24 protein-coding genes and 1 pseudogene are annotated in these 25,166 nt (G+C 57.2%); 10 read left to right on the forward strand and 15 right to left on the reverse strand.

Going from position 1 to position 25,166, the window contains the following annotated elements; translation table 11 throughout:
• Positions 1-71 precede the first annotated feature (71 nt).
• Positions 72-1,505, forward strand: coding sequence for an NAD(P)/FAD-dependent oxidoreductase (locus NLX71_RS21715; RefSeq protein WP_254365850.1), 1,434 nt, complete (start codon positions 72-74; stop codon positions 1,503-1,505).
• 170 nt (positions 1,506-1,675) lie between these two features.
• The gene (locus NLX71_RS21720) at positions 1,676-2,287 is read left to right on the forward strand and encodes a uracil-DNA glycosylase (protein ID WP_254365851.1); all 612 of its coding nucleotides are present in this window, start codon (positions 1,676-1,678) and stop codon (positions 2,285-2,287) included.
• 110 nt (positions 2,288-2,397) lie between these two features.
• Here NLX71_RS21720 and NLX71_RS21725 read toward each other — a convergent pair whose 3' ends face one another.
• Positions 2,398-2,871: a hypothetical protein gene (locus tag NLX71_RS21725; RefSeq protein ID WP_254365852.1), complete on the reverse strand. Its 474-nt coding sequence runs from the start codon at positions 2,869-2,871 to the stop codon at positions 2,398-2,400.
• Positions 2,872-3,095: 224 nt separating this feature from the next.
• Between NLX71_RS21725 and NLX71_RS21730 the strand changes: the two genes are divergently transcribed.
• Positions 3,096-4,358 carry a Glu/Leu/Phe/Val family dehydrogenase gene (locus NLX71_RS21730; protein WP_254365853.1) on the forward strand — a complete coding sequence of 421 codons (1,263 nt, stop codon included), beginning with the start codon at positions 3,096-3,098 and terminating at the stop codon, positions 4,356-4,358.
• A gap of 479 nt (positions 4,359-4,837) precedes the next feature.
• On the opposite strand, the gene dapA is transcribed toward NLX71_RS21730, so the two are convergent.
• Positions 4,838-5,710, reverse strand: a complete 873-nt coding sequence (gene dapA, locus NLX71_RS21735; RefSeq protein ID WP_254365854.1) for a 4-hydroxy-tetrahydrodipicolinate synthase — start codon at positions 5,708-5,710, stop codon at positions 4,838-4,840.
• A gap of 128 nt (positions 5,711-5,838) precedes the next feature.
• Between dapA and NLX71_RS21740 the strand changes: the two genes are divergently transcribed.
• On the forward strand, positions 5,839-6,711 hold the full coding sequence (locus tag NLX71_RS21740) for a LysR family transcriptional regulator (RefSeq protein WP_254365855.1): 873 nt from the start codon (positions 5,839-5,841) through the stop codon (positions 6,709-6,711).
• A gap of 102 nt (positions 6,712-6,813) precedes the next feature.
• Here NLX71_RS21740 and NLX71_RS21745 read toward each other — a convergent pair whose 3' ends face one another.
• The 4 genes from NLX71_RS21745 to NLX71_RS21760 form a co-directional block, all read right to left on the reverse strand.
• Positions 6,814-6,912 (reverse strand): YjcZ family sporulation protein, encoded by a 99-nt coding sequence (locus NLX71_RS21745; protein ID WP_254365856.1) that lies wholly within the window; start codon positions 6,910-6,912, stop codon positions 6,814-6,816.
• A 345-nt stretch (positions 6,913-7,257) separates the two neighbouring features.
• Positions 7,258-7,758 (reverse strand): DinB family protein, encoded by a 501-nt coding sequence (locus tag NLX71_RS21750; RefSeq protein WP_254365857.1) that lies wholly within the window; start codon positions 7,756-7,758, stop codon positions 7,258-7,260.
• 73 nt (positions 7,759-7,831) lie between these two features.
• The gene (locus NLX71_RS21755; protein ID WP_254365858.1) at positions 7,832-8,611 is read right to left on the reverse strand and encodes a helix-turn-helix transcriptional regulator; all 780 of its coding nucleotides are present in this window, start codon (positions 8,609-8,611) and stop codon (positions 7,832-7,834) included.
• Positions 8,612-8,881: 270 nt separating this feature from the next.
• Positions 8,882-10,018, reverse strand: coding sequence for a PdaC/SigV domain-containing protein (locus NLX71_RS21760; protein WP_254365859.1), 1,137 nt, complete (start codon positions 10,016-10,018; stop codon positions 8,882-8,884).
• 210 nt (positions 10,019-10,228) lie between these two features.
• Between NLX71_RS21760 and rsgA the strand changes: the two genes are divergently transcribed.
• From rsgA to NLX71_RS21775, 3 genes are all read left to right on the forward strand, one after another.
• On the forward strand, positions 10,229-11,308 hold the full coding sequence (gene rsgA, locus NLX71_RS21765) for a ribosome small subunit-dependent GTPase A (RefSeq protein ID WP_254365860.1): 1,080 nt from the start codon (positions 10,229-10,231) through the stop codon (positions 11,306-11,308).
• 138 nt (positions 11,309-11,446) lie between these two features.
• Positions 11,447-12,736 (forward strand): MFS transporter, encoded by a 1,290-nt coding sequence (locus NLX71_RS21770; protein WP_254365861.1) that lies wholly within the window; start codon positions 11,447-11,449, stop codon positions 12,734-12,736.
• A 364-nt stretch (positions 12,737-13,100) separates the two neighbouring features.
• Positions 13,101-14,060, forward strand: a complete 960-nt coding sequence (locus tag NLX71_RS21775; protein WP_254365862.1) for a DNA-3-methyladenine glycosylase family protein — start codon at positions 13,101-13,103, stop codon at positions 14,058-14,060.
• A 1-nt stretch (position 14,061) separates the two neighbouring features.
• On the opposite strand, the gene NLX71_RS21780 is transcribed toward NLX71_RS21775, so the two are convergent.
• Positions 14,062-16,227, reverse strand: a complete 2,166-nt coding sequence (locus tag NLX71_RS21780; RefSeq protein WP_254365863.1) for a putative bifunctional diguanylate cyclase/phosphodiesterase — start codon at positions 16,225-16,227, stop codon at positions 14,062-14,064.
• The gene (locus tag NLX71_RS21785) at positions 16,221-16,385 is read right to left on the reverse strand and encodes a hypothetical protein (protein ID WP_254365864.1); all 165 of its coding nucleotides are present in this window, start codon (positions 16,383-16,385) and stop codon (positions 16,221-16,223) included. Before NLX71_RS21785 ends, NLX71_RS21780 begins: the two co-directional genes overlap by 7 nt.
• A 294-nt stretch (positions 16,386-16,679) precedes the next feature.
• Between NLX71_RS21785 and NLX71_RS21790 the strand changes: the two genes are divergently transcribed.
• Positions 16,680-16,805 (forward strand): YjcZ family sporulation protein, encoded by a 126-nt coding sequence (locus tag NLX71_RS21790; RefSeq protein WP_254365865.1) that lies wholly within the window; start codon positions 16,680-16,682, stop codon positions 16,803-16,805.
• Positions 16,806-16,883: 78 nt separating this feature from the next.
• Positions 16,884-16,985, forward strand: a pseudogene (locus NLX71_RS21795) (YnfA family protein); the annotation flags it as partial.
• A gap of 83 nt (positions 16,986-17,068) precedes the next feature.
• Here the strand turns inward: NLX71_RS21795 and NLX71_RS21800 are convergent.
• A complete protein-coding gene (locus tag NLX71_RS21800) occupies positions 17,069-18,742 on the reverse strand; it encodes a glutamine--tRNA ligase/YqeY domain fusion protein (RefSeq protein ID WP_254365866.1) in 1,674 nt (557 codons plus the stop codon).
• A gap of 277 nt (positions 18,743-19,019) precedes the next feature.
• On the opposite strand from NLX71_RS21800, the gene NLX71_RS21805 reads away from it, so the two are divergent.
• Positions 19,020-19,598, forward strand: coding sequence for a hypothetical protein (locus tag NLX71_RS21805; protein WP_254365867.1), 579 nt, complete (start codon positions 19,020-19,022; stop codon positions 19,596-19,598).
• Between the two features lie 88 nt (positions 19,599-19,686).
• Here the strand turns inward: NLX71_RS21805 and NLX71_RS21810 are convergent, their stop codons facing one another.
• The 6 genes from NLX71_RS21810 to NLX71_RS21835 form a co-directional block, all read right to left on the reverse strand.
• Positions 19,687-20,025 carry a hypothetical protein gene (locus NLX71_RS21810; RefSeq protein ID WP_254365868.1) on the reverse strand — a complete coding sequence of 113 codons (339 nt, stop codon included), beginning with the start codon at positions 20,023-20,025 and terminating at the stop codon, positions 19,687-19,689.
• A 211-nt stretch (positions 20,026-20,236) separates the two neighbouring features.
• Entirely contained in the window at positions 20,237-21,556 is a 1,320-nt protein-coding gene (locus NLX71_RS21815; protein ID WP_254365869.1) for a 6-phospho-beta-glucosidase, read from the reverse strand.
• On the reverse strand, positions 21,549-22,535 hold the full coding sequence (locus NLX71_RS21820) for an N-acetylglucosamine kinase (protein WP_254365870.1): 987 nt from the start codon (positions 22,533-22,535) through the stop codon (positions 21,549-21,551). The genes NLX71_RS21815 and NLX71_RS21820 overlap by 8 nt, the downstream gene beginning before the upstream one ends.
• Before the next feature lie 28 nt (positions 22,536-22,563).
• Positions 22,564-23,574 carry a LacI family DNA-binding transcriptional regulator gene (locus NLX71_RS21825; RefSeq protein WP_254365871.1) on the reverse strand — a complete coding sequence of 337 codons (1,011 nt, stop codon included), beginning with the start codon at positions 23,572-23,574 and terminating at the stop codon, positions 22,564-22,566.
• Positions 23,575-23,704: 130 nt separating this feature from the next.
• Entirely contained in the window at positions 23,705-24,367 is a 663-nt protein-coding gene (locus tag NLX71_RS21830; RefSeq protein ID WP_254365882.1) for an extracellular solute-binding protein, read from the reverse strand.
• Complete coding sequence (locus NLX71_RS21835; RefSeq protein ID WP_254365872.1) at positions 24,288-25,076, reverse strand: ABC transporter substrate-binding protein; 789 nt, start codon at positions 25,074-25,076, stop codon at positions 24,288-24,290. Before NLX71_RS21835 ends, NLX71_RS21830 begins: the two co-directional genes overlap by 80 nt.
• Between the last annotated feature and the right edge of the window lie 90 nt (positions 25,077-25,166).

A 25,166-nucleotide genomic window follows, 5' to 3' on the forward strand; every position in this document is an offset into this window, starting at 1 on the left:
CGAGGCCGGGATTTCTTGCGTCTTCTGGCGGGTAGGCACGAGACTATTCGTTCTATGGAGGGAAAGCGAAGATGGGCAAGCACTTTGATGTGATTATTGTAGGAGCCGGACCAGCGGGGATTTTTGCCGCTTATGAGCTGACGTTGAAAGCGCCTCACAAGCGCGTTTTGTTAATTGATAAAGGACACGATATCGCCAGCCGTCGGTGTCCGATTCTGGAGGAAAAGATCCGGCTCTGTCCTCCCCCGGCGGGGAAGAAGGAGTACGCGGGCTGTCTGCCGGCCTGTTCGATCACGGGCGGGTTCGGCGGAGCGGGCGCTTACAGCGACGGGAAGTTCAACATTACGACGGAATTCGGCGGATGGCTGACCGATTATTTGCCCCCGTCGCAGGTGCTGGACCTTATCCGTTACGTTGACGGTCTCAATCTGCAGCATGGCGCTCCTGACACGATCACCGACCCGATGACCGAGGTCGTGCGCTCCATCGAGCAGCGCGGCTATGCGGCCGGACTCAAGCTTCTGCGGGCGCAGGTCAGGCATCTGGGCACTGAGATAAATTTGGAAATTTTGAAATCGATCAACGACTATTTGAAGCAGCATATCGAGATGCGGTTCAAGACGGAAGTAGCCGACGTGCTGACGGTGAAAGAAGCGGAAGGGCACCGGGTGCAAGGCGTCGTGCTGTCCAGCGGCGAGGAATTGGAAGCGGATGCTGTGATCGTCGCGCCGGGACGGGACGGTTCGGCATGGCTGACGGAAATTCTCCGCAAGCGGCGCATCCCGATGTTCAATAACCAGGTGGACGTCGGCGTCCGGGTGGAGACGTCCGATGTCGTCATGCGCGAGATTAACGAGCACTTGTACGAGGGCAAATTTATTTTCAACACATCGGTCGGCACGCGGGTGCGGACATTCTGCAGCAATCCGTCGGGCCATGTCGTGGTCGAGAACCACAGCGGGGTTATGGCGGCCAACGGGCATGCTTTCAAGGACCCGGCGCTCGGCTCGCTCAATACGAACTTCGCGCTGCTCGTCTCCCACCGGTTTACCGAACCGTTCGACAAGCCGAACGAGTACGCGCGGGAAATCTGCAAGCGGGCGAACGATTTGTCAAGCGGCGGCGTGATCGTTCAGAAGTATGGCGACATCATTCGCGGCCGGCGCTCGACGGCAGGGCGCATTCAGGAAGGGTTTCTGGAGCCGACGCTGAAGGAGGCCGTGCCTGGGGATTTGGGCCTCGTGCTCCCGTACAATACGATGAAAAGTCTGATCGCAATGGTCGAGGCGCTCGACAAAGTGACGCCAGGCATCGCATCGGAGCATACCCTGTTCTACGGTGTGGAGGCAAAGTTCTATTCGGCCCGGCCGAAGCTGAACGAGCAGCTTGAAACGGTGATCGGCGGCTTGTACTGTGGCGGCGACGGCGCGGGCGTGACCCGGGGGTTGGCCCAAGCGGGCGCAGCCGGAGTGTGGATTGCCCGGTCCATTGTGGAGCGGATGTAGCGGAAACGACAGGCGAAAGAAAAAGCCGGAGCGCTGCTTCGGCTTTTTCCCATGGCCGGGTTTCGTCGGAAGGAGCTATGGAAGACTGTACCACGCGCCATGCATAAACTCAGGGCTTCCGGAACATCCTGTAAAAAAACCGACATCCTATCGGGAAGGAAGCCGAATCCATGACCGACAATGATCCAATCACTCTGCCGGAGGAAGCCGCACCACTGTACGCGGCCTCCTGCCGGCTATGCGAGTTGGCGAACCAGCGGACTCGCGTCATATGGGGGGAAGGCAATCCGGAAGGCCGGGTCATCATGCTGCTGGATAACCCTGGGGCGCGGGAAGACCGGGAGGGCCGCACTTTTGTCTGCGGTACTCGCGCCACACTGCAGCTCGGTGCGGCAGAAGCGGGACTCGATATGAACGACGTTTATGTGACCTACGTGTTGAAATGCCGGCCGATTCGCAAATACGACAAAGAGGCCGCGAGGAATAGCTGCCGGGCGCACCTGCTTTCCCAGTTGGAGCAGAAGCGGCCGAAGCTCATGATCTGCTTGGGGAACGTGGCGGTACAGGCGTTTTTTCAGGACCCGGAAGTGGAGGTCAAGCGGCTCAGGGGAAGCTGGTACGATATCGACGGGCTGCCGACGACCGTCAGCTACCATCCGCTCGCCGTCCGGCGCAGGCCGGGGCTTATGCGTTTGTTCGTGGAGGACCTGAGACGGGTGGTCGTAAGATCGGTTGAAACTGGCACGGCGGCAGGCGGGTCACGGCCGGAGGAGGGGAGCTGACAGATCCAAGATGTCCGTCTTAACTTGAAGCGTAAGCTGCCTGTCATCCGACGGCCGTGATAAGAACATGTCCATCCCCGGCAGACATGGCCCTCGCAGATGGACGAGGGCTATTGCCGCGAGAAACCTTCCTCCGTTAAATACTCTTCGGCTTCCTCGTACGCCTCGAAGGCCGCTTCGAGATTTAAACCGGCATAGACGCACCACAGCTCGTTCTCATACAGCAGCATCAAGGTCTGCTTATCCGGACTGATCCAGCGCTCTTCGATTTCCGCGTCGCCAGTAACGACTTGTTCCTTTACCGTCTTGGGCGCAAGGGAGCGGATCGAGGCTTCGACAATCGAGCGGAGCGCATCTGCGGTGAAGTCCCGGATGTTCACCATCCCACGCTCATCGGTATCGTAACCGGACAAATGGCCGGCATAGACGAAGCCGTTGCCGTTCGGATGCAAATGATAGACAACCGTCTTCTTGTCATAAGCGCTCTGCTCATAGTGATAATTTACCCGGCCCAAGGACACGTTTTTTCTCTCCAGCTCTGCAAACGATTCGATCAGGGTAATCTTTTCCTCAAACGTCAGCATGATTTCTTCATCCCATCATACAAATTTTGGATATACGTCAACTATATTATACATCATTATTAAAATAAAAATAACATATGATGAAAGGTTTATTGAGGTTTTCTGATATTTTTGCGAATATTGTCAAAAAAAACGGTTGAAAGTGGAAGTCGATCCCTATAAAATAAAGAACAACTCATTATTTCAGTATTACGTTAAAGCATAGAAGGAGATGGAGAGAATCAATGACTGTTACTACATTGACTGCAGAAAATCTAAACCCGTTTAAAATTGCTCAAAGGCAAATCGAGCATGCGGCTACTCTACTAAACTTGCCCAAAGAGGTTGTAGAAATTTTGAAGCAACCGAAACGGGTGCTGTCCGTCACGTTTCCCGTGAAGATGGACAACGGCCAAGTCCGCGTATTTGAAGGCTACCGTTCTCAGCATAACGATGCGATCGGTCCGACGAAGGGCGGTATCCGGTTCCATCCGGACGTGACGCTGGATGAGGTTAAGGCGCTGTCGATGTGGATGAGCTTCAAATGCGGCGTTGTCGGCCTCCCGTACGGTGGCGGTAAGGGCGGAGTCATCTGCGACCCGCGCGAAATGAGCAAGGGCGAGCTGGAGCGTGTCAGCCGGGCATTCATGGAAGCGATCGCCGATATCGTCGGACCGGAGAAAGACATTCCGGCGCCGGACGTGTACACGACCCCGCAAATTATGGGCTGGATGATGGATACGTTCAGCCGTTTGAAGGGCTTCAACAGCCCGGGCGTCATTACCGGCAAGCCGCTGATTATCGGGGGCTCCAAGGGAAGAAACGAAGCGACGGCCCGCGGCTGCGTCTTCACGATTCAAGAGGCGCTGAAGGATATGGGCAAGACGCCGGAAGGCGCGACGGTAGCCATTCAAGGCTTCGGCAACGCCGGCCGGATTGCGGCGAAGCTGCTGTCGGAACTGGGCTGCCGCATTGTGGCCGTCAGCGACTCTCGCGGCGCGATTTACGACCCGCAAGGACTGGATTTGAACCGTGTGGAGCAGCTGAAGGATCAGGGAGGTCTGTCCGCATACGGCGCATCGTTCGCTATTCAACCGGAGAAGCTGCTGGAGCTGGATGTCGATATTTTGGTGCCAGCTGCACTTGAGAATGTCATTACATCGGCGAATGCCGCTCAGATCAAGGCAAATATCGTAGCGGAAGCGGCCAACGGACCGACGACGCCGGAAGCGGACGAAATTTTGTTCGGCAATGGCGTAAAGGTGATTCCGGATATTTTGGCGAATGCCGGCGGCGTGACGGTTTCCTACTTCGAATGGGTTCAGAACCTGATGAACTATTACTGGGGCGAAGAAGAGGTAAACTCCAAGCTCGAGACGGCGATGACGGAAGCGTATCGCGCGGTTCAAGATCTGGCAACCCAATACAAAACCGATCTGCGCACGGCCGCTTACATGATCTCGATGGAGCGGATTTCCAAAGCGATGGAAGCCCGCGGCTGGGTGTAAGCGCACAGGCTGAATCGAATTTCAATAAACTATCGCCGCCGGCGGCCGAGTACCTTGCCTTGGTACAGAAGCGCTGGCGGCGATTGGCGTTCATGGGGCAGCGCGGTTCCTTCTGTGAAAATAGGGAGTTGAACCTATTCGCAGGTTCATTCGTCTACAATATAAGGGTCCTTCTGTCCAATGACATCTGGAGCCGCACTTAGGCACTGTACGCCGAAAACGGGTAGGAAGCTCGGCGCTACGATCATGGGTGAACCTAAAGGATATTGGGGTTGAAGAGATGAAGTTTTTGAAAAACGTTATCCTCATCGTGCTCAGCTGCATCGTTAGCTATTGGCTCGTTGGCGGGGCGTTTATCCAATTGTTTTTCCGTATGTAACAACAGGTTGGGTCAGAAAAAGCCCTCCGCTTCAAGCGGAGGGCTTTTTCGGTACGTCTCACGGTTGTTTTTGTCCGGACCGTCGGTTTATTGTACCGGCTTACCGGCTTAAATACGCTCCGAGCTCCTGCTGAAGCTTTGCGCTGATGCCGGTCATCGGCAGGCGGAGAGCCTCCGAGGTGATAATGCCCTGATGAGCCAGAACCCACTTGACCGGCGCCGGACTAGATTCCCGGAAAAGAAGCCGGATGAGCGGAAGCAGTCCTTCGAACGTTTGTCTCGCTCCGTTCAAGTCTCCTTCGGCGAACTGCCGGTGCACTTCGACGAAAGCTTCCGGCGCCACGTTGGCGGCGGTGAGGATGCCGCCCTTGGCCCCGCAGCAAAGCATGGCGTAAGCGTAGGAGTCGTCGCCGCACAGCAACGGTTTGCTGTTCAAGCGGGACAATTCTGTAAGCAGCTGAATGCCGCCGGAGCTGTCCTTCAGACCGATCACCCCGTCCAGCTCCAGAATGGCTCCGGCCGTCTGCGCCGTCAGCCCCACTCCAGCACGCGACGGGTTGTCGTAGGCGATAACGGGAATGCCTACCTCCGCCGCTTTGCGGAAATGGGCGGCGATGCCTTCCTGCGACGGGCGGTTATAGTAAGGGACAACGACAAGCACAGCATCCGCGCCAAGCCGTCCCGCAAGCTCCGTACGCTTCACGGTCGAAGCGGTATCGTTCGTTCCGGTGCCGACGATGACCGGAAGTTTTCCGCCGACTGCGTTTTTGGCGGCCTTCACCAAAGCTTCGACTTCTTCCCATGCTACCGTCGGCGATTCTCCTGTCGTCCCGTTGACGACCAGACCATGGATACCGCGGTCCGCAAGCCAACGAACGTGCCGCTCGAATGAAGTTAAATCTATGGCGCCGTTACTGTCGAACGGGGTGACGATCGGGACGTAAACACCAGTTAGCTGCTCTTGGGTTAGCATTTTTTACATTCCTCCATGGGTTTAAATAATTTGGTTTGGCTCTACTTTACCATGGTTTGGATCATCGGAGTTAGCTATAATAAGTGATAGTCGTCATCAATAATATTGATCATAGGAGCGGAGATCACATGGAGCTGACGTATCTCCAGACGTTTCGCGAGGTGGCTAAACGTCATAGCTTTACCCGGGCGGCCGAGGAGCTCGGCTATGCGCAATCCAGCGTCACGATGCAAATTCAGAAGCTGGAGCGGGAATATGGCGTTTCCTTGTTCGAGCGTCACGGCCGTCAGCTTCGGCTTACGCCGCCCGGTGAAGTGCTGCTGAAGCTCGCCGGGCAGATGCTGGATTTGTACGCGCAATCCAAAGAAATCGTCGGGAATCAGGTTGGCGGGACATTGACGATCGGCGCGATCGATTCGCTGGCGGCCTATTACCTTCCTCCCTATTTGCATCATCTGAAGGAACGCTTTCCTGAATTGAACATCCATATCCAAGCGGAACGCGAATCGTTGATCGTCAGCAAAGTGAAGGAGGGGGAGTTCGATATCGGGCTGCTGCTCGACGGCAAGCCAGCCGACCCGGCTCTTCGCTGCGAGACGATCCGGGAAGAGCCTCTGGTGCTGATCGCGCCGCCCGGTCATCCGCTCACGCAGTTATCCGGCGGTGTAGGCGTGGATCATCTGAACGGAGTCGAGCTGATCATGTCGGAGGAAAGCTGCAATTACCGGGGCATGTTCGAGAACGTATTAAGAGCGCACAACGTCTCGTTTCTCATCCGTTTTGAGCTGGGCAACCCCGAGGCGATCAAGCAGTGCGTGATGAACGGGCTCGGGGTGGCCCTCCTTCCGCAGATCGTCGTTGAAGACGAGGTACGGCGCGGGCGCCTTCAGGCGCTGCCTTTTGCCCACCCCGATATCCGGTTCGACCTGCAGATGTTTTTCCATCCCAAAAAATGGATGTCGCAGCCGCTGCTTGCGTTTATCCGTCTGCTGAAGCCATGAGCGAATCTATGTAGTTGAAAATGCCCAAAAAGGGAGTTCGCAATGAACCCCCCCTTCCCGGATGCCTGTGCTTGAAGAAAAGAGCTTGGCTTGTGCCCCGGATTAGATCCAGAGAGCACAAGATACGATTACCAACAAGATAAACAATACGAGGATTACGCCCGTAGAAGTAAAGCCGCCGAACCCTTTTACGAAGCTCATGTATATATCCTCCTTCCGTTTGGCCTAGTATACCTTATGATGGTCATATGCCCCTTGATTGGGTGGGCGGGAAAATGTGCATTAGCGGAGAGTGGCGCTGCTGGATGTAGCCAAATGGATTGCAACTATACTCAGCTTATGGTTGAGCGGTAGGAAGCTGTTCAAGTTGATCAAACGGAAGCTAAGCAAGCAAAAAAACCACCGTAGTTAGGTTGGCCCCTGACCGGTGGTTTTTTCGCTTAGGTTAAAAACTATGCGCGCCGTGGGGTAGACCACAGCTTCGTTTATCCAAAGAGCCGTGTAGTGTTGGCGCACTAAGCGCTCGGCGTCACGGCATTAGCCTCGTCAGATAAGCGGCTGCATACCGCTCTCCAGCCAATCTTCCCGTGTCGGGCCGTAGATGTCCGGAACCCTGAGCCCGGCTTGGCGCATCAGGACGGTCATTTGGCCCCGGTGATGAATCTGATGCTGGATTAAAATCCGCAAGGTCAGGCCATTCGGCCATGTATTGCCGTACATTTCCGTCGTTTCTGCCAGCTTGGCGTCCGTCCACTGGGTTTGGACCGCATTCCCGGCCGCTTGCGAGGCGTTCCGGTAAGCTTCCGCGATCGCAGCCGCCGAGGCCGGTGCGTGTTGGTCGTCTCCCGCCGATGCGAATTCCAAGCCGGTCCGCGACAGCATCTCGTGCATCGTCGTCGTCAGATGCCAGGCAAGCTGCCCAAGCGTCCGATGGTCCGGAGCGATCGCCTGATCCAGGGCTTCGTCGGTCAAGGTATCCATGACCCTCTGTGTAGCGGCAGCCTCTTGCTGCCATTCGGCGATAAAATCGGTTGTTGCGATAAACATTTCGAATTCCTCCCTGCGCTCGCAATTTAGCGTTACCACTTTACGATAACATGTATTCCCTGACAGCTGTATGTCAGGGTTGCTCGTAGAGCCGCGCGATGGCGAGCGCCTCCTCCCGCACCCGGCTGGCAACAGCTTCCGGCTCCAGCACCTTCACATCAGCGCCGTAGGACAGCAGATGGGCGTACATCCAGGGCGCGTCCGGATGGGAAGCGCGGACGATGAGCGTCCCGTCCGGGCCGTACTCGATTTGCTCGGGCTTGTAATAATCCTCCACCGGGACCCGGACCTTCGAGGTGAATTGCAGCACGAGATTCACGGAATGGGGAGAATCGCGCCACGTCCAGCGGCTATCCAATGCTTCCGTCGGAAGCTGGCGAGGTTCGAACGTCTCTGTTCCGGCTTGCAAGTTCCGCATCCGCGACAGCCGGAATATCCGAAAATCTTCCCGCAGCCGGCAATAGCCGTACATGTACCACACATAGCCTTTAAGCACCACGCTCATCGGTTCGCACTGACGCTCGGCCTGCTCTCCTTTCCCGTTCGTATACGCAAAGGCGGTAAGCCGGTTATCGCGGATCGCTTGCCGCAGCGTCTCCAGCTTTTCTTTGTCGGCGGACTGAAGCTCGTCGAAGGACAGGAGCTGACGATCCAGCCGGTAGCGGTCCGTAATCTCGTAGCCGCCGGTCAGACCGGCGTAAGAAACGATCGGAATCCCCGCTTGGTTGATGGCTTCGATGTCCCGGTACACCGTCCGCAGCGACACTTCGAAGCGCTCAGACAATTCCTTGGCGCTTACCCGTTTGCGGTTAAGCAGCAGCATGGTGATGGCCAACAGCCGGTCGAGTTTCATAAAATTGCAGCCGTCCTTTATTCCCGATTTGATGTCAGTTTGTGTTCATGCCTAATTCTCCATACAGTCAGCCGAATCCTTTTCATAAAGGCGGCAAGTTGCTTTTTAACGAATATTTCCATGGACGTCTCTTCCAAGAGGGTGATTGAAAAAGCGGGCTTCGAGCATCGGCGAAGGGTCACCTTGTCGGATCAAGGCGAGTACGATTATTTCGTTTTAAGCAAAGCAAAAGAGCGCCGTTAAGCGCTCTTTCTTGGTCGATAGGTGGAACTAACGGATCGTGATCGTCCCGGCTTCGGACTTCACGTCCGCTTTCAGGATATCCGAGAAAAAGGCCAGCGGCACGTACATTTTCCCTTCGCTGTTGATTGCCGGGGCGGTGCCCAGAGAGACCGGAGCCATCTTGTTCATGACGTACTCATCCTTGCCCATCCGCACGGTCGTCCACTGAGCCCCCTTCTGCAGCTCCACGGCTTGCTGCTCGGCGTTCCATTTCAGCTCGAAGCCGAGAGATTCGGCGACGCTGCGCAAAGGCACGGTCACGGTTCCTTTGGCGTCCATGTTGATGGTTGCATCGATGATGGACAGCTTCTTGCCGTTCACAACAAGCGTATGCGGCTTGCTGCTCGCGTCGGCACCCGGTGTCTGTGCTTGATTCGGCAGCGGGATGATGAACTCCGGCGTGCCTGTGGCGTATGGCGCGATCTCGTACGGCGCGAAGATGATGACGGCGCTGCCTTGACGAATATAGAACGACTGCGTATCGGCGATGCCTTCGAAGCCGTCTTTGAAGTAATCGTCGGGATGCTTGGCAATCTCATCCTTGATATGCTTGTCGATCGTCTGCTTGTAATCCGCGCCGAACAGGTCCTTCAGCTCGATCCGTTCCGCGGCGTCCTGATTCAGTACGTTGTATGTATCGGTTCGCGAAATACCGTGGGCTCCTCCCGTATACACGTAGGTTTCCACGGCGATGGAAAACATACCCCCATCGGCTGTGCCGCCTCCGGCGTACACTTCGTATTTTACGATGACCTCGTACGGGTTGAATTCGTAGCCGTCTTTTTTGGCCTCGGCCGCGTCATTTGCCACTTGCTTCTTCATCAGCTCCAAGTCTTTCATCGCATGACGCTCCAGGATATCGTTCAACTGGTCTTGGTACTTTTTATCTTTGAGCCCTTCGATTACCGGGATGCTCAGGTCCGCGGAGTACAGGTTGGTTTTCTCTTGTACGGCCTTGGCGGATACTTTGACGGCGCCTTGCTGAACGGGCGTGGAGATCGGGACGGCTTGAACAGGCACGCTCGCGGAGGAAGGCTCGGCGTTTGCCCGGGAACCGGGGACGCCTGCGGTCAGCAGGCAAGCTCCTGCGATGCTTAGAGTCAGTAATTTGAACGGGGTTTTCATAAAAATCCCTCCTGGGTTATAAATGACTTGATGCTTTTATTATAGGACGAATGGCTTGCAAGAAAGTTACAACAAGGTTACAAACTCCTGCGGCGGTTATTTTCGGTAAAGGTTGGTTAGAAGTCTTTTTTTACTTTGATGCGGTCGTTCCGGTTCGTTACACTAAATGGTACAACAGTTTTGTCGGCTTGAAGAATGGGAGGAAACCAATTGACCATATGCCATCTGCATGATTGGGGCTGGAACGACCAGCGGGAGGAGGCATTCGCCCCTTACCGTGAGGCCGGGCATGAGCCCGGACGCATTATTTTGGAGCATAAGCACGTTTACCGCGCGGTGACGGCTGGCGGAGAGCTGCTGGCCGAAGTGGCGGGGCGGCTCCGGCATCAAGCTGCCGGCCGGGCCGATTATCCCGCCGTCGGCGATTGGGTGGCGCTACAGGTGCGGGCGGAGGACGGACGCGCGATTGTTCACGCGGTGCTCCCGAGGGAGAGCAAGTTTTCGCGCAAAGCAGCCGGGACGGCCGTCGAGGAGCAGATCGTCGCGGCTAATATCGACACGGTGTTTTTGGTGCATGCGCTGAATGCGGATTTTAATGTGCGGCGGCTGGAACGCTACTTGACCTTGTCCTACGAGAGCGGCGCGGCGCCCGTCGTGCTGCTCAGCAAGGCGGATCTGTGCGAGGACGTACCGGGCAAACTAGCCGCGGTGGAAGCCGTGGCGCCGGGCGTGCCGGTGCATGCGATCAGCTCCGCGCGCGGCGAAGGCTTCGATGCGCTGGCCGCCTATCTGAAGCCGGGGCGGACGGTGGCGCTCCTCGGGTCCTCGGGGGCCGGGAAATCCACGCTGGCCAATCTGCTGTACGGCGAGGCCATCTTGGACACCGGTGAGATCCGCGAGGGAGACGGGCGCGGTCGGCATACGACGACCCACCGCGAGCTTGTGCTGCTGCCTGGGGGCTCGCTGCTGATCGATACGCCGGGAATGCGGGAATTGCAGCTGTGGGAGGCGGAATCCGGCTTGGACGCCGCCTTCCGCGACGTGGACCTGCTTGCCGTGGGCTGCCGCTTCGGCAACTGTACGCATCGGGAGGAGCCCGGCTGCGCCGTCAAGGAAGCGTTGGAGAACGGCACGCTTGACCGGGGACGGTATCATAACTACGTAAAGCTGCAGAAGGAGCTGGCGTTCCAAGCCCGTAAGGAAGACAAGGGCTTGCAGCGGGCGGAGAAGGACCGGTGGAAGAAGCTCAACCAATCGATGAAAAAGCATCCGAAGCAGCCGTTGGATTAAATATGCCGTATGAGGCCCATTCCCTTCCATACCCGGAGAGAGTGGGCTTTGTGTTTGGTTTTGCCGGACAAGTCTTTCAATTTCGGCCGGTTCGGTATACAATCCAGAGACAGCTTGAAATGTAAGGGAGAAGCGTTTATGTGGACGAACCGGAACGTATGGATTGTCCTGGCAGGGGAGTTTATTGCCGGGCTTGGCTTGTGGATGTCGATTATTGCCAATTTGGAGTTTATGCAGCAGAAAGTGCCTTCGGACTTCATGAAGTCGCTTATTTTATTCGTCGGGCTGCTCGCCGGCGTGCTGTTCGGTCCGCTGGCCGGGCGGGTCATCGATACAACCTCGAAGAAAAAGGTGCTGCTGCTCTCGGGCGCCGGACGCCTTGTCAGCGTCTGCTTTATGTTTGTCGCGCTGTATTTTGATTCCATCTGGTGGATGGTGCTGTTCGCCGTGACGCTGCAAATATCGGCCGCGTTTTATTTTCCGGCGCTGCAGTCCGTCATTCCGCTGATCGTGAAGGAGCGGGATCTGCTCTCCTTAAACGGCGTCCATATGAACGCGGGTACGATCGCGCGTATTTTTGGGACGACTTTGGCCGGATTGATGCTGACAGTGATGAGCCTGCAAAGCTTGTATGTCGCCTCCTTCGTGGCTTATGCGGTGCTGCTTGCGTCGACCGCTTTCCTGAACGTGCCCGAGCCCGGCTTGCGGCGGGCGAAAGGGGCCGACGAAAGGGCAACGGCCGTACCGGGTGGGGAGCCGGAGCGGGCCGAAAGCGGTAAGAGCGGCAGCGATCCGGCAGGGCAGGTGCCGCTTGTGGAGCAAAGTGGCTTCAAGGCGCTTCTGCCGCTGCTCCGTTCGGAGCCGACCGTGCTGACGGTGCTCTGGCTGACGCTGGTGCCGACGCTGTTCATCGGCGGCTTCAACCTGATGGTCATCAACATCAGCGAGCTGCAGCAAGATGCGCAGGTGAAAGGGCTGCTCTATGCCGTGGAAGGGGTCAGCTTCATTCTGGCGGGCTTTCTGGTTAAGTGGATGGCCGACCGTGGCGGCTTGATGAACCGCCTGTTCCTGTTTGCGATGATCGTAGCGGCGGCGCAGTGCCTGCTGTTTTTTGCCGATTCGAAGCTGTTCGCCTTGCTTGCGTTCGGGCTGTTCGGCTTGGCGGCGGGCGGATTTTTCCCGGCGGCGTCGACCTTGTTCCAGAAGCAAATTCCGAAAGCGTACCACGGCCGATTCTTTTCGTTCCGCGGCATGCTTGACCGCGTCATGTTTCAGGTCGTCCTGCTGAGTACGGGGCTGCTGCTGGATTCGATCGGGCTGCAGCTCATGGTGCTGCTGTACGGGGTGCTGTCGTTTGTGCTCGTCGCCGTCTTTGCCGTTCGCGAAGCCAGATCGGCGAAGAAAGACCGTGCGGAAGCTTCATTGTGATTCGAAACGAACGGAAAAGCCGGCCCTTGCGATTAGGCATGTGCCGGCTTTTTTGGCGTTAATTTTTGCGCAGGCCGCGCTCCTCGGCATCCAATCCCCGGTCCCGGTAGGCGGTCGGCGAGAGCCCGGTTCGGTTATGAAAAACGGTCGAGTTAACGCCGGCTCCGCTCGTTCGCGGTCCGCCGGCCGTTCATGCATGTCAGTCATAGCGATCATCTGACGAGTTCAGTATACCCCTGCTGTGTTTGCGATGTAAGGGGGACGAGTGAGAGCGCAAGATTTCAAAAGCGCAGAAGACCGGAGTATGGTACAAAGGGATCATGAGGAAAAATAGCGCACGCTGGTTGGACAAAGGAGAGAATGGATGATGAACGAAGCACAGCATGGGGCAGAGCTTGCATTTCAAGAAGGATGGAAGGACGGCGGACACGAAGGGGAGCTTGTTCCGCGGGGGCCTTTCCGGTTTTCCGTGGCTCTCGACTATATGGCGAGATCGGAGAACGAATGCCTGTATTACGTCGACCAGGACCGCGTATACAAATGGATCGAAGCCGGGAATGAGCGGATGCTCGTCGAAATCTTCGGCGGTCCGGAGGATGATACCGTGCGTCTGCGGTTTCTTGACGAAGCGGCGCAGGAGAAGCCGCAGGCTCGTCTGGCGGCGGCCCGCTATGTGTGGGAATGGTTCGATCTGGGGACGAATCTCGACGCGTTCTACCGGCTGGCCGAGAGGGACTTGCTGCTAGGGCCGTTAACGGACCGGTTTTACGGGCTCCGATGTATCGGCATTCCGGATTTGTTCGAGGCGCTCTGCTGGGCCATTCTCGGGCAGCAGATCAATTTGGCGTTCGCCTACACGCTCAAGCGGCGGTTCGTCGAGTCGTACGGCGCTTCCATGGCTTGGGACGGCCGGACGTACTGGACGTTTCCGACGCCTGAAACAATTGCGGGACTATCGGTGAGCGACCTCACGCCGTTGCAGCTCACGTCCAAAAAAGCCGAGTATGTGCTCGAAACGGCGGCGCGCATGGCGGACGGCCGACTGACCAAGGAGCGGCTGCTGCGCCTTGGTGATGCGCAAACGGTCGAACGCGAGCTGACCGCCATACGCGGCATCGGGCCATGGACGGCTCATTACGTCATGATGCGCTGTCTCCGGCTGCCGTCGGCTTTTCCCGCCGGAGATGTCGGGTTGCAGAATGCGGTCAAGCATCTGTTAGGCATGGACAGCAAGCCGAAGCCGGCCGAGCTGCATCGGCTTGCGGCTGGGTGGAGCGGCTTTGAAGCGTATGCAACTTTTTATTTGTGGAGGGTGCTGTATTGAGCTAAGCTTCCGCAGCGTCCTTGTCCCTGTGCCGGATCGAGGCCAGAAACTTTTCCATCTCGCTGGCGGGCAAGGGCCGGCTAAGCAAATAGCCTTGCACCGCATCGCAGCCGATCTGCTTAAGCCGCTCCAGTTCCGCCTCCGTCTCCACGCCTTCGGCGACCGTCTTGAGTCCGAGCGCATGGGCCATACCGACGATCGCTTGGACCAGAGCGCGGTTGACCGGATCATGATCCAGCCCACGGATGAACGTCTTGTCGATTTTGAGCACGCTGAAATCGAACTTTTTCAGGTATGCGAGCGCAGAATGACCGGTGCCGAAATCGTCGATGGCCGTCCCGATGCCAATCCGGCGCAGCTCCTTCAGCAGCCGGATCGTCGCCTCGGCCTTCGTCAGACCGGTGCTTTCCGTTATTTCGATCACTAATTGGGAAGGATCGACCTTGTGCCGCTGCAGGAGCTGCCGGATGCGTTCGGGCAAATGAGGCCGGTGCAGCTGCCGCGCCGATAAATTGACGGCCACCTTGACCGGGTAGCCCAACACCTCTTCCCACCGGACGTGCTGCCGGCATACGTTCTCCAGCACCCATTCGTCCATATCCGCAATCATGCCGATTTCTTCGGCCACCGGGATAAACTCCTGCGGGCTGATCAGGCCCAGCACCGGATGGTTCCAGCGTGTCAACGCCTCCAGCCCGACGAGGCGGCCCGAGCGGCAGTCCATCTGCGGCTGGTAGAACACCTCCAGCTCGCCGTTCAGCGTTGTGGCGCGCAGTCCGTTCTCCAGCACCAGCCGGCGGGGCAGCGTCTCGGTCCAATGGGGAGCGAACAAGCGGTAGCCGTTGCGCTGTTCCTTGGCCGCGTACATGGCGGAGTCGGCATGCTTCGCGAGCGTTTCCAAGTCGCTTCCGTCTCTTGGATACAAGCTGATGCCGACGCTGCCGGTGATGTACAGTTCGTGCGGGTCCACATGGAACTTCCGCGCCAGCTCCTTTAGCACGGTATCTGCGACGTCGGTCGCCTCCTTCGGGTCCAGCAGCCCGGGCAAGATCACCGTGAATTCGTCGCCTCCGAGCCGGGATACGAACTGAGGCTCTTGAATGCAGCGGCGCAGCCGGTTTCCCGCTTGTACAAGCAGCCGGTCTCCGATTTCATGGCCGAGCGAATCGTTAATGATTTTGAACCGGTCGAGGTCGATGAAGAGCAGTCCGACCATCGTGCCGCTTTGCTTCGCATCCAGCAGCGCCGCGTTCAGCTTGTTCTGGAAATGACGGCGGTTCGGCAGCCCTGTCAGCATATCGTAGTAGGTCAAATAACGGAGGTTCTCCTCCGCCTGAATACGTTCCGAAATGTCCGAAAACATGCCGACATAGGTGCGGATGTTCCCCTCGTCGTCTTTGACCGCTTTGATCGTCAGCCATTCCGGGTAAATTTCGCCCGTTTTGCGCTTGTTCCAGATTTCGCCTTGCCACCTGCCGGTCTCCCGGATGGAGGCCCACATCCTCAAGTAAAACGCCCGATCCTGACGCCCCGATTGCAGCATGCTGGGCTTGTTGCCGATCGCATCCTTGGCGGTGTAGCCGGTCACCGTGATGAATGCGGGATTGACCGCCAAGATCGTGCCTTCCATATTGGTAATCATAATTCCTTCGTGGGACGATTCGAACACGCTGGCGTGTATGCGGAGCGTTTGCTCGGCTTTTTTGCGCTCGGATATATCCGAGAAAATGCCTACATAGTTGGTTATCCTGCCCGTCTCGTCCTTGACGGCATTAATGATGAGCCATTCGGGGAATATGCTGCCGTCTTTCCGTCGGTTCCAAATTTCCCCTTGCCAGCTTCCTTGTTCGCGGATCGATGCCCACATGTCGTCGTAGAACGCTTTGTCCTGCTTGTCCGATCGGAGGATTCGCGGCGTTGCTTCGATGATCTCGCTTGCTTCGTACCCGGTCAGGCGGGTGAAGGCCCGATTCACATCCATGATCCGATTCATGGCATCCGTGATCACAATGCCCTCCTGTGCCGCTTGGAACACCCGCGCATGCAGCCGCAGATGCTTCTCCGAGCGTCTCCGCCGGTTCGCCTCCCGCAGCAGCCGGGCGTTGTAGCGGAGGAGAATGAAGTAGAACACGACCGAATTCAGAAGAAACAGCCCCCACCTCAGCAACAGCGGACATCCGGTATGCCGTAGCCCAAAGCGTCGAGAAAGCCCGAAACCTTGTCGACGATCAGATCGGTCAAAAAAATGAGAATGAAATTCGATAAGATAAAAAACATCGTCAAGGAGTCCAAAACGGGCAGCTTGCCCCGGTTGGCGGATCTCATAGCATCTGCCACCTTTGTAGTAATATGGGTTTTCGTCCGGAGGTGAAGCAGCCCCATTGTACCAAGGGTATACCAGCCGTGCCCGCCCGCCTATGATTTAGATCACACTATAGCGCTGCGATATGGTGTCCGTATCGCACTATTTCAAAATTTATACTCGATAACTCCAAGTCGGTTGACCTCACGGTACGAATAAAATGGACGGAGAAAAGCACACATTCTGCAGCATAGTCCAAACGTGCGGAAGGGCAAGACCATACGATGTAACATGTAAACGAAAGGAGGGACCGAACAATGGGTTTTGGCGGCTTTGGAGGTTGCGGCGGCGGCTGCGGAGTTGGTGGCGGGTTTACTAGCATAGGTGTCATTCTCGTTCTCTTCATTCTGCTTGTGATCGTTTCCCGTTCTTTGTTCATCTAATTGCGAGCAGTTTCCTGAAGATCCCGTTGACGGGATCTTTTTTTATGTTTGGCATTGGGGAATCGGTATACATAGAGGGGATGGGGCATCGACAAGAAAACCCCCGACATCTACGACTGGCTCGGGATGAGCCTGTGTCTGGCCGGCGTCGCCGTCATGCTGTACGCTCCGCGGTCTTAGCGCAGAACCCTGAGAGGAAAGCAAAAAAGAAGCCTTTCGCAGCGGATGAACCGTCCGGCGATAAGGCTTCTTTGAGCTTGCAGCTATTTTTTCGGGTCGAACGAGCTCTTGAGCGACACGATCCGGTTGAACACCGGGCGGCCCTCCGCCCAATGCTTCGGATCGACGTTGAAGTAGCCGTGGCGGAAAAACTGGAACTTGTCCTGAGGCTGCGCGTCCCGCATATTGTTTTCGACGAAGCCTTGCACCGTTTCGAGCGACTTCGGATTAATATTGTCGAGGAACGATTCGCCTTCTTCCGCTTGCTCGTCGAGGATGAGCGGCTCGTACAGGCGGAATTCCGCCGGGACGGCTTGCGTCGCTTCTACCCAATGTATCGTCCCCTTGACCTTGCGGCCGGTGAATCCGCTGCCGCTCTTCGTTTCGGGATCGTACGTGCAGTGTAACTCCGTAACGTTGCCATCCGCGTCCTTGATCACGTTCTCGCATTTGATGAAGTAGGCGTGCTTCAGACGCACTTCATTGCCGGGGAACAGGCGGAAATAGCCTTTGACCGGCTCCTCCATAAAGTCGTCCCGCTCGATATAAATTTCCCGCGAGAACGGAATTTGACGATGGCCCATCGCTTCGTTCTCGGGGTTGTTCTCCGCATCCAGCATCTCCACTTGCCCTTCCGGGTAATTCGTGATGACCACCTTCAGCGGCTGCAGCACAGCCATCGTGCGCGGCGTCTTCAATTTGAGATCCTCGCGGATAAAATGCTCCAGCATCTTCTCGTCGACGACACTGTTGTTCGTCTTCACCACGCCGACTTCGCGGCAGAACGTGCGAATCGCTTCCGGGGTATAGCCCTTGCGGCGCAGACCGGAGATCGTAGGCATCCGCGGATCGTCCCAGCCGTCGACGACCTTCTCATCCACGAGCTGCTTCAGCTTCCGCTTGCTCATCACCGTATTGGTCAGGTTGAGCCGGTTGAATTCGTACTGCCGCGGCACGTTCTCCATCTCGCACTCCTGCACAACCCAATCGTACAGCGGACGGTGGTCGGCGAACTCCAACGTACAGACGGAATGCGTGACGCCTTCGATCGCGTCCTCCAGCGGATGAGCATAATCGTACATCGGGTAAATGCACCACTTGTCGCCGGTATTGTGGTGATGCGCATGGGCGATCCGGTACAGCACCGGGTCCCGCAGGTTGATGTTCGGGGAGGCCATGTCGATCTTGGCGCGCAGCACCTTCTCGCCGTTGGCATATTCGCCTTTGCGCATCCGCTCGAACAAGTCGAGATTTTCCTCCACGCTGCGGTTGCGGTACGGACTTTCTTGGCCGGGCTGGGTCAAGGTGCCCCGCGTTTCGCGGATTTGTTCCGCCGTCAAATCGCATACATAAGCTTTACCCTTGCGGATCAAGCGTAAGGCGCGCTCGTACATTTCATCGAAAAAGTCCGAAGCAAAATACAGCTGCTCCCACTCGAAGCCAAGCCATTTGACGTCTTCCTGGATCGAGCGTACGAATTCTTCGTCTTCCTTCACCGGGTTCGTATCGTCAAACCGCAAATGCGTACGTCCGCCGAATTCGTCGGCAAGCTCGAAGTTCAGACAGATCGCTTTCGCGTGCCCGATATGCAGGTAGCCGTTCGGCTCCGGAGGAAAGCGGGTGACGATGGTGTTCACTTTACCCGTGTTCAAGTCTTCGATTACGATGTTTTTGATGTAATTGGAGGATGATGCAGAAGCCGGTTTCGTCGTGTCCAATGGGATCAACCTTTCTCACAAGTTAGCTGTCAAAATCTATTACTCTCTATAATACACAAAATGGAGGGCAATTATAAATGGGTTTCTATACGTTTCTTTGAAGAAAGCCCTTACTTGGCGGACTTTTTTGCGTTTTCCGTCAGAGCCTTGGGCGGTATCTATGAAAATGAGGGGCTTTTCTCTCTTTATGCAAGAGACGGCGCAAAATCCGCACCTTGCGGCCAAGAGAACATAAGGTGGAAAGAAGGGGGAATTGCATAGAAAGGAGCGATTCATTGTGAACAAGAACCATGTAAAAGAAACGAACCGTCTCGTAACGGTGCCGGTGCTGCGGAAGACGTTGGCCGCCATGCTTCCGTTTTACCGGCGGATTGCTGCGGACCCCGCTTATGCCGCAGCGTGGGCCCGGGGCGTGCGCCGCGCGGATCTGGATACGCTGCTTCGGCTGCTTCGACAAGTTGGCTTACCCGAACGGAGGTATGCTTCCTTGTCCACGAACGGCATCGGCTATTTCGTCGATTTCTACGCGCCGAAGCCGATCGTGCTGTATTCGAACGCCACCACGATTCGTCCGGGAACGACGCAATTTTATTTCAACTCCAAGGTTCACCGCGCTATCGCCAAGGCGATTCTGCCGTTCTATCAAGAAATTGTCGCCAACCGGCCGCTCGCCTGCATCGTCGTCCGGGCGATCCGCAGCGGCAACCGCGCGCTGCTTGACCGGCTGGTCCGCAGCATAGTCAAGACCCCGCATCTGCGTTCCGTCTCCATCGAAAGCTCAGGCTTCCGGCTCAGCTTCAAATACGCGGCGAGCCCGTTCCGCTTCGACAACCTGACCTTTGGCGGCGAGCCCTGATGGCGGCAAATGGTCCGCATGACGGAAAATCCCCTGCGTCCGGGCGCGAGGCCGCAGGTCGCAGGGGATGACTGGCGAGGATATCGGATTAGAGCCGAGCCGAGGCTTCCGGCTGCTTCTCCTCATACTGCTGCAGCAGTGCTTCGGCTTTGTGTAAATCTTTGGCGTGCACATCGAGCTTCAAGCGTTCAGGGTGATGGAGATCGACGGCTTCGGCCGCCGTCTGAATCGCGCTCAACGCTGCATCGGTATCGGATTGCACCCGGCATTTGACCTGCTTCGACTTTAAGAAGGCGTGCCTCGCTTGAAGGTCGCGGGCCTCGGGCCCGGAAGCGGACATCACCGTCTTCCACTGCGCGGAGCGGCTGTATAGCAGGTACATCGTGAAAAGGATAACCAACAGGAACAATAAGCCTCCCATTACCATTAGAAAAACACCACCTTCGTCTTATTTTCTTTTGCGAACGGAGGGCTGTCGGTAGTCTGGAGTGGGCGGACGCTTGCTTGTTCATTACCCGTTTCCGGCCGGGTTGAAACATGGATTTTTTTGCCGTGTCTATTGAACAAGCCGGCTATCGGTTCGGCGACCGATGCCGGCTTGCTGCAAGGCGATTAAAGGCTTTAAGCGTTAGAACGGCTTAAACGGTCTGCGCGGCGAAAAAACGCGGCAAATACGCTTTGTTCTGCTCCAGCATCTCATGAAGCATCGGCTCCGCTTTGTTGACCGAGGTCACGAGCGGATGGTGGGCGAGCGCTTGCAGCGCAAGTCCGCGGTCGCCTGAGACGGCGGCGGCGATCGCGAGGCGCTCGTATGTTTTCACCGCATGGATCAAGCCTTTGGCGGCTTCCGGCACGACCGAAACCGGCAGCGGAATCGGCCCCTGCTTCGTGACGACGCAGTTGACCTCGATGCTGGCATCGGCCGGCAGGAAGTCGAGAATGCCCTGGTTGCGGACGTTCAGCGTCTGGATGTCGCGTGTATCGTTGTAGAGTGAGGTCATCAGCATGACCGCGGCCTCCGAGTAGTATGCGCCTCCGCGCTTCTCCAACTGCTTCGGCTTCTCCGCCAACTCCGGGTCCTTGTACAGCTCGAACAATTCGTCCTCCAGCCGCTTCACCACCTCGGCGCGGGTGCCTTCCCGGGCGGACGATTCGATCTGGTCGGCCAGCATCTCTTCGGTCAAATAAAAATATTTCAAGTAATAGCTCGGAATGGCACCGAGCGAACGGATGAACGAAGCGTTCCATTCGTACTGAGGGACGTTTTTGGCGGAATAGCCGTCGCGGTTCGCCAGCAGCTCCTCCAGCTTCGAATCGCCGTCAATCCGCACCTGCGTAACCCAGTGCAGATGATTCAGGCCGACGAACTCGGCGTAGATGCGCTCCATCGGCATCTCGTAGAGACCGGCCAGCCATTTGTACACCCCGATCGGCGAGTTGCAGATGCCGACGGCCCGAATGTTCGAATGGTTGAGGATCGCTTCCGTCACCATCCCCGCCGGATTCGTGAAGTTTAGCATCCAGGCGTCCGGGCACAGCTCCTCCATATCCTTGGCGATATCCAGCAGCACGGGAATCGTGCGCAGCGCCTTCATCATGCCGCCCGGACCGGTCGTTTCCTGGCCGATCATGCCGTAGCGCAGCGGAATCGTCTCGTCCCGGATGCGTGCTTCCAGCAGACCGACACGCAGCTGCGTCGTGACGAAATCGGCGGCCGCCAGCGCTTCTCTGCGATTGGTCGTCAAGCGGACCGTGATCGACAGCTTCGATTTCTCCACCATGCGCTGCGCCAGCTGTCCGACGACGCGCAGCTTGTGCTCTCCTTCCGGGATGTCGACCAGCCACAGGTCCATGACGGGAAGACGGTCATGGTGCATAATAAATCCTTCGATCAGCTCCGGCGTGTACGACGACCCGCCACCGATCACGACAACTTTCAGTCCTTTGGTTTCAGTCATTTGCAAGCGCTCCCTTCAAATCGGATATGCGTCGGACTTGCTCCTGCACCGGCTCGGAGACGATCGTGCCGTCTGATTCCATGGCCAGCAAGATCGCCCCGGCCACCGGTTCGACATCCAGTACCTGAAGCTGGCAGCCCGGCGTCTCCGGCTGCACGATATCTACGATATACGGATGAATGAATTGCCCGTCTCCCCGGGTCAGCACACTGCCCGCAAGCACCAGATCGAATGTCTCGCTCTGCATCCCCAGACGCCGGATCACCGCCCGGGCCGCCAGCCCGAGCTCCGTTCCCTGTACGCGGAGGATGCGGGTCGCTACGCGGTCTCCCTGGGCGGCGGCTTCGAACAGCAGCGGGGTCAAACCAAGCGGGACAGGCAGCGCATGGTCCAGAAAGTGATGGAACATGTGTTCAACTGAGGGGTAGCCGAGCTCCTTCGTGACCAACGCGGTCAGCAGCGTCTCTTCCTCGCGGCCTTCCCATGCCCGGATGACGGCCCGGAACGCCTCCGTCGCCAAGTCCCCGCCGCCGCCGAAATCGCCGTAGGAATAACCGAAGCCGCCGCATTGGTACGTCTCGCCCGAAGGGGAGACGCCGACGCAGTTCGTGCCGCTGCCGCAAATCGCCACGACGCCGTACGGCTTCGACGTGCCAGCGCGCAGGGCAATGACGGTGTCGCAGACGACGTCGGAGCCGGGTAGTCCCAGTTCGGCGATCATCGGGCGCAAAATGCGGAAGTCGGCTTCGCGGTCGGCGCCTGCCAGCCCGAAGCAGGCGGCGGCAATATCCTGCTCGCGCAGGCCTGCTTGGCCGAGCGCTTGCGCGACGGCTTGGCGGATGCTCTGCGCGGCCGTATCACGGTCAATCTGATGATTGCCGGGGCCGCCCTTGCCGACTGCGACCAGCCGACCCGTTTCGTCGGTAATGACGGCATACGTTTTGCTGCCTCCGGCATCCATCCCCAAGTAGTATTTCAATGTACTCCACTCCCGTCCTTGGAGCCAGCTACGGTGCGGGAGAATAGGGCGACGTGGATTCTCTCACGATCAGTTCCGGCTTCAAGCAGACCGACGTATTCCGTTTCAAGGAGCCGTCGATCAGCCTGAGCAGCAGGCGGACGGCCTGCTGTCCCATCTGCTCCATCGGCTGTCTGACGGTCGTCAGACGCGGATGAATATCGGCGGCGAACACTTGGTCGTCATACCCGACGATGGAAATATCGCGCGGAATGCGGTACCCTTCGTCCCGGAACGCATCCATGATGCCGAGCGCAAGGCCGTCTTCCCCGGCGAAGACGGCGGTCGGCACGTTCCCGCTGCGCAGCCATGCCTTGGCGACGTCGAAGCCGCTGCGGATGTTGAATTCGGCTCCGGCCACGGCCAGTGGCGTCAGTCCCGCTTCGGCCATGGCCGCTTCGAATCCGCGGCGGCGCTCTCGGACGCTGAGAAACAGCTCCGGTCCGCTGACGTGCGCGATGCGGGTATGTCCCAGCTCGATCAAATGCTTGGTCGCCTCATAGCCGCCCATGTAATTATCCACATTCACCGTAGTGGCATTTGTTTTTTCAATCTGATTGTCGATAATGACAAACGGGATTTTCTTCCGTTTGAGCTCCAGCACATACTGCTCTTCTTCCATCGGCGACAGCACGATGATGCCGTCGACCCGGTCCTCCTGAAATAAAAAGTTGGTCGGCTTCAAACCGCCGTCCGGAGAGGAGCACACGTTCAGCGCCAAAAAATAGCCGTTCTCCTCCAGCGCTTCGTTCACGGCATGCACAATGCCGTCGAACACCGAATCTTGCAGGGTGATCAGCGTCAGGCCGATCAGTCCCGTCGACCCCCGCGCCAGATTGCGGGCGGCGGCATTGGGGCGGTAATCCAGCTCCTGAATGGCCTGCAGCACCTTCTGACGGTTGCTCTCCCGGACGGTAGGCGAATTGTTAAGCACCTTCGACACGGTCACGAGCGACAGTCCCGATTTTTTTACGACGTCCCATATGCTTACTTTTTTCATTGGATCAAACTCCCGGATCGGTATTCGTATAGATAAGCAATAGTATACCATAGCTCCGTCCGGCCCCTCCGCGAGGAGAGGCCGGGGCGCAGGGGAGTCGTTACGCGGCGGGGTCAGAAGGCTTGCTCGATTATTGTTTGGCTTTGCCCGCGTTTTTTTCCTTCAGCAGGTCGTTCACCTTTTTCTCCAGCTGCGGGCTGATTTCGGCCACGGATTTTTGCCCGTTGTCCACGAGATCCAGCTCGTTCTTGACGATGTTCAAAATCTCGGAGTAGTGGGTGATCAGATGGTTATACGATTCGACGCCGTATTTCAGGCCGCCCTCGACGACGTTCTTCATGTCTTTGGCGTCAATCGCCGGCGCGTAGAGATTGAAATACTTTTCCGCCGCCTGCTGGTTGGCCGGAGGCGTGCCGCCGCTCAACTGAATCGACTTTTCCTGGATTTCTTTGCCGAGCTGGAATTTGATCCATTCGTACGCTTCCTTCGGATGCTTGGAGTCCTTCAGGATGAGGAGCGGGTCGACGTACAGTACGTTGCGGTTCTTGTCGCTGCCGCTGTACGGGACGGCGGCCACGCCGACCTTGAAGCTGTAATCTTTGACCGAGGCGAGAATCCAGGCCCCGGCGACGGACATCCCTACGCGCCCGGTGGCGAACGGGTCGCCGCCCAGCCCGGCCACGGCTTTGGAGAATTCCGGCGACGGCATCACCTTATCCTTCAGAATCAAGTCGGACAAGCGCTGGTTGATTTTGACGACTTTCCGGCGAATTGAAATGGAAGGACGTCGCATGGCCACCGTTCGTCCACGTATCGTCGGAGTATACCTTCGCTCCGAAATAAACCGGACGCATATCCCTATCGCCCCAGCCCCAGTCCACGCCGAACTCCACTTTTTCAAAATCGTCGCTTGGCTTGCTCAGCTTCTTGGCGGTTTCGATCATTTTGTCGAACGTCCAAGACTTGTCTTCGTAGCTCGACGGCGGGTACGGAACGCCTGCTTTGTCGAACATGTCCTTGTTGTAGAGGAGCATCGTCACATAGCTGTACACCGGGATGCCGTAGTTTTTGCCGTCGATTTTGTAGATATCGAGCAGGTTGTCGGGAATGCCGTAATCGGACGCTTTGAAGTTGTCCTCTTTCATCAGGTCGGTCAGGTCACGCAGCAAGCCCTTGTCGTAATACTCGATGAAGCCGCCCTCGCCCCAATGCGAGGTGACGTCGGGAGCCGTTCCGGCGGCAATCATCGCTTGCATCTTCGAATCGAATTCCTCGTAAGGCGTCTTCATGATCTTGACCTTGATGTTCGGGTGCTTCGCTTCGAATTCCGGAATGAGCTTCTCGACAAAGATTTTATCTGGAACGTCGGGAACGAACTGCGTGATCGTGACCGCGGAGTCCCCCTTGGCCCCGCCATCTTTTGTGTCGCTTGAGCAAGCCGGCAGCAGTACCGCGCCTGTCAGCAGAATCGCGCCGAGACAAGCCGTCTTGTTTCTTTTCATCTTTCTTCACTCCTTCGTTTGGTGACCATTGGAGCCCGGTGAATAACAGGTCGCTGCGCAAGCGGATCATTCTTCCGATCGCTGTTGTCC

It is taken from the genome of Paenibacillus sp. MZ04-78.2 (assembly GCF_024213375.1).
Lineage (GTDB): Bacteria > Bacillota > Bacilli > Paenibacillales > NBRC-103111 > Paenibacillus_G.

Excerpts from the sequence above, each read along its gene's own strand:
- NLX71_RS21715 (WP_254365850.1), top strand. The coding sequence starts at position 72 with ATGGGCAAGCACTTTGATGTGATTATTGTAGGAGCCGGACCAGCGGGG.
- NLX71_RS21720 (WP_254365851.1), top strand. The coding sequence starts at position 1,676 with ATGACCGACAATGATCCAATCACTCTGCCGGAGGAAGCCGCACCACTG.
- NLX71_RS21725 (WP_254365852.1), bottom strand. The coding sequence starts at position 2,871 with ATGCTGACGTTTGAGGAAAAGATTACCCTGATCGAATCGTTTGCAGAG.
- NLX71_RS21730 (WP_254365853.1), top strand. The coding sequence starts at position 3,096 with ATGACTGTTACTACATTGACTGCAGAAAATCTAAACCCGTTTAAAATT.
- dapA (WP_254365854.1), bottom strand. The coding sequence starts at position 5,710 with ATGCTAACCCAAGAGCAGCTAACTGGTGTTTACGTCCCGATCGTCACC.
- NLX71_RS21740 (WP_254365855.1), top strand. The coding sequence starts at position 5,839 with ATGGAGCTGACGTATCTCCAGACGTTTCGCGAGGTGGCTAAACGTCAT.
- NLX71_RS21745 (WP_254365856.1), bottom strand. The coding sequence starts at position 6,912 with ATGAGCTTCGTAAAAGGGTTCGGCGGCTTTACTTCTACGGGCGTAATC.
- NLX71_RS21750 (WP_254365857.1), bottom strand. The coding sequence starts at position 7,758 with ATGTTTATCGCAACAACCGATTTTATCGCCGAATGGCAGCAAGAGGCT.
- NLX71_RS21755 (WP_254365858.1), bottom strand. The coding sequence starts at position 8,611 with ATGAAACTCGACCGGCTGTTGGCCATCACCATGCTGCTGCTTAACCGC.
- NLX71_RS21760 (WP_254365859.1), bottom strand. The coding sequence starts at position 10,018 with ATGAAAACCCCGTTCAAATTACTGACTCTAAGCATCGCAGGAGCTTGC.
- NLX71_RS21770 (WP_254365861.1), top strand. The coding sequence starts at position 11,447 with ATGTGGACGAACCGGAACGTATGGATTGTCCTGGCAGGGGAGTTTATT.
- NLX71_RS21775 (WP_254365862.1), top strand. The coding sequence starts at position 13,101 with ATGATGAACGAAGCACAGCATGGGGCAGAGCTTGCATTTCAAGAAGGA.
- NLX71_RS21785 (WP_254365864.1), bottom strand. The coding sequence starts at position 16,385 with ATGAGATCCGCCAACCGGGGCAAGCTGCCCGTTTTGGACTCCTTGACG.
- NLX71_RS21790 (WP_254365865.1), top strand. The coding sequence starts at position 16,680 with ATGGGTTTTGGCGGCTTTGGAGGTTGCGGCGGCGGCTGCGGAGTTGGT.
- NLX71_RS21810 (WP_254365868.1), bottom strand. The coding sequence starts at position 20,025 with ATGGTAATGGGAGGCTTATTGTTCCTGTTGGTTATCCTTTTCACGATG.
- NLX71_RS21815 (WP_254365869.1), bottom strand. The coding sequence starts at position 21,556 with ATGACTGAAACCAAAGGACTGAAAGTTGTCGTGATCGGTGGCGGGTCG.
- NLX71_RS21825 (WP_254365871.1), bottom strand. The coding sequence starts at position 23,574 with ATGAAAAAAGTAAGCATATGGGACGTCGTAAAAAAATCGGGACTGTCG.
- NLX71_RS21830 (WP_254365882.1), bottom strand. The coding sequence starts at position 24,367 with ATGCGACGTCCTTCCATTTCAATTCGCCGGAAAGTCGTCAAAATCAAC.
- NLX71_RS21835 (WP_254365872.1), bottom strand. The coding sequence starts at position 25,076 with ATGAAAAGAAACAAGACGGCTTGTCTCGGCGCGATTCTGCTGACAGGC.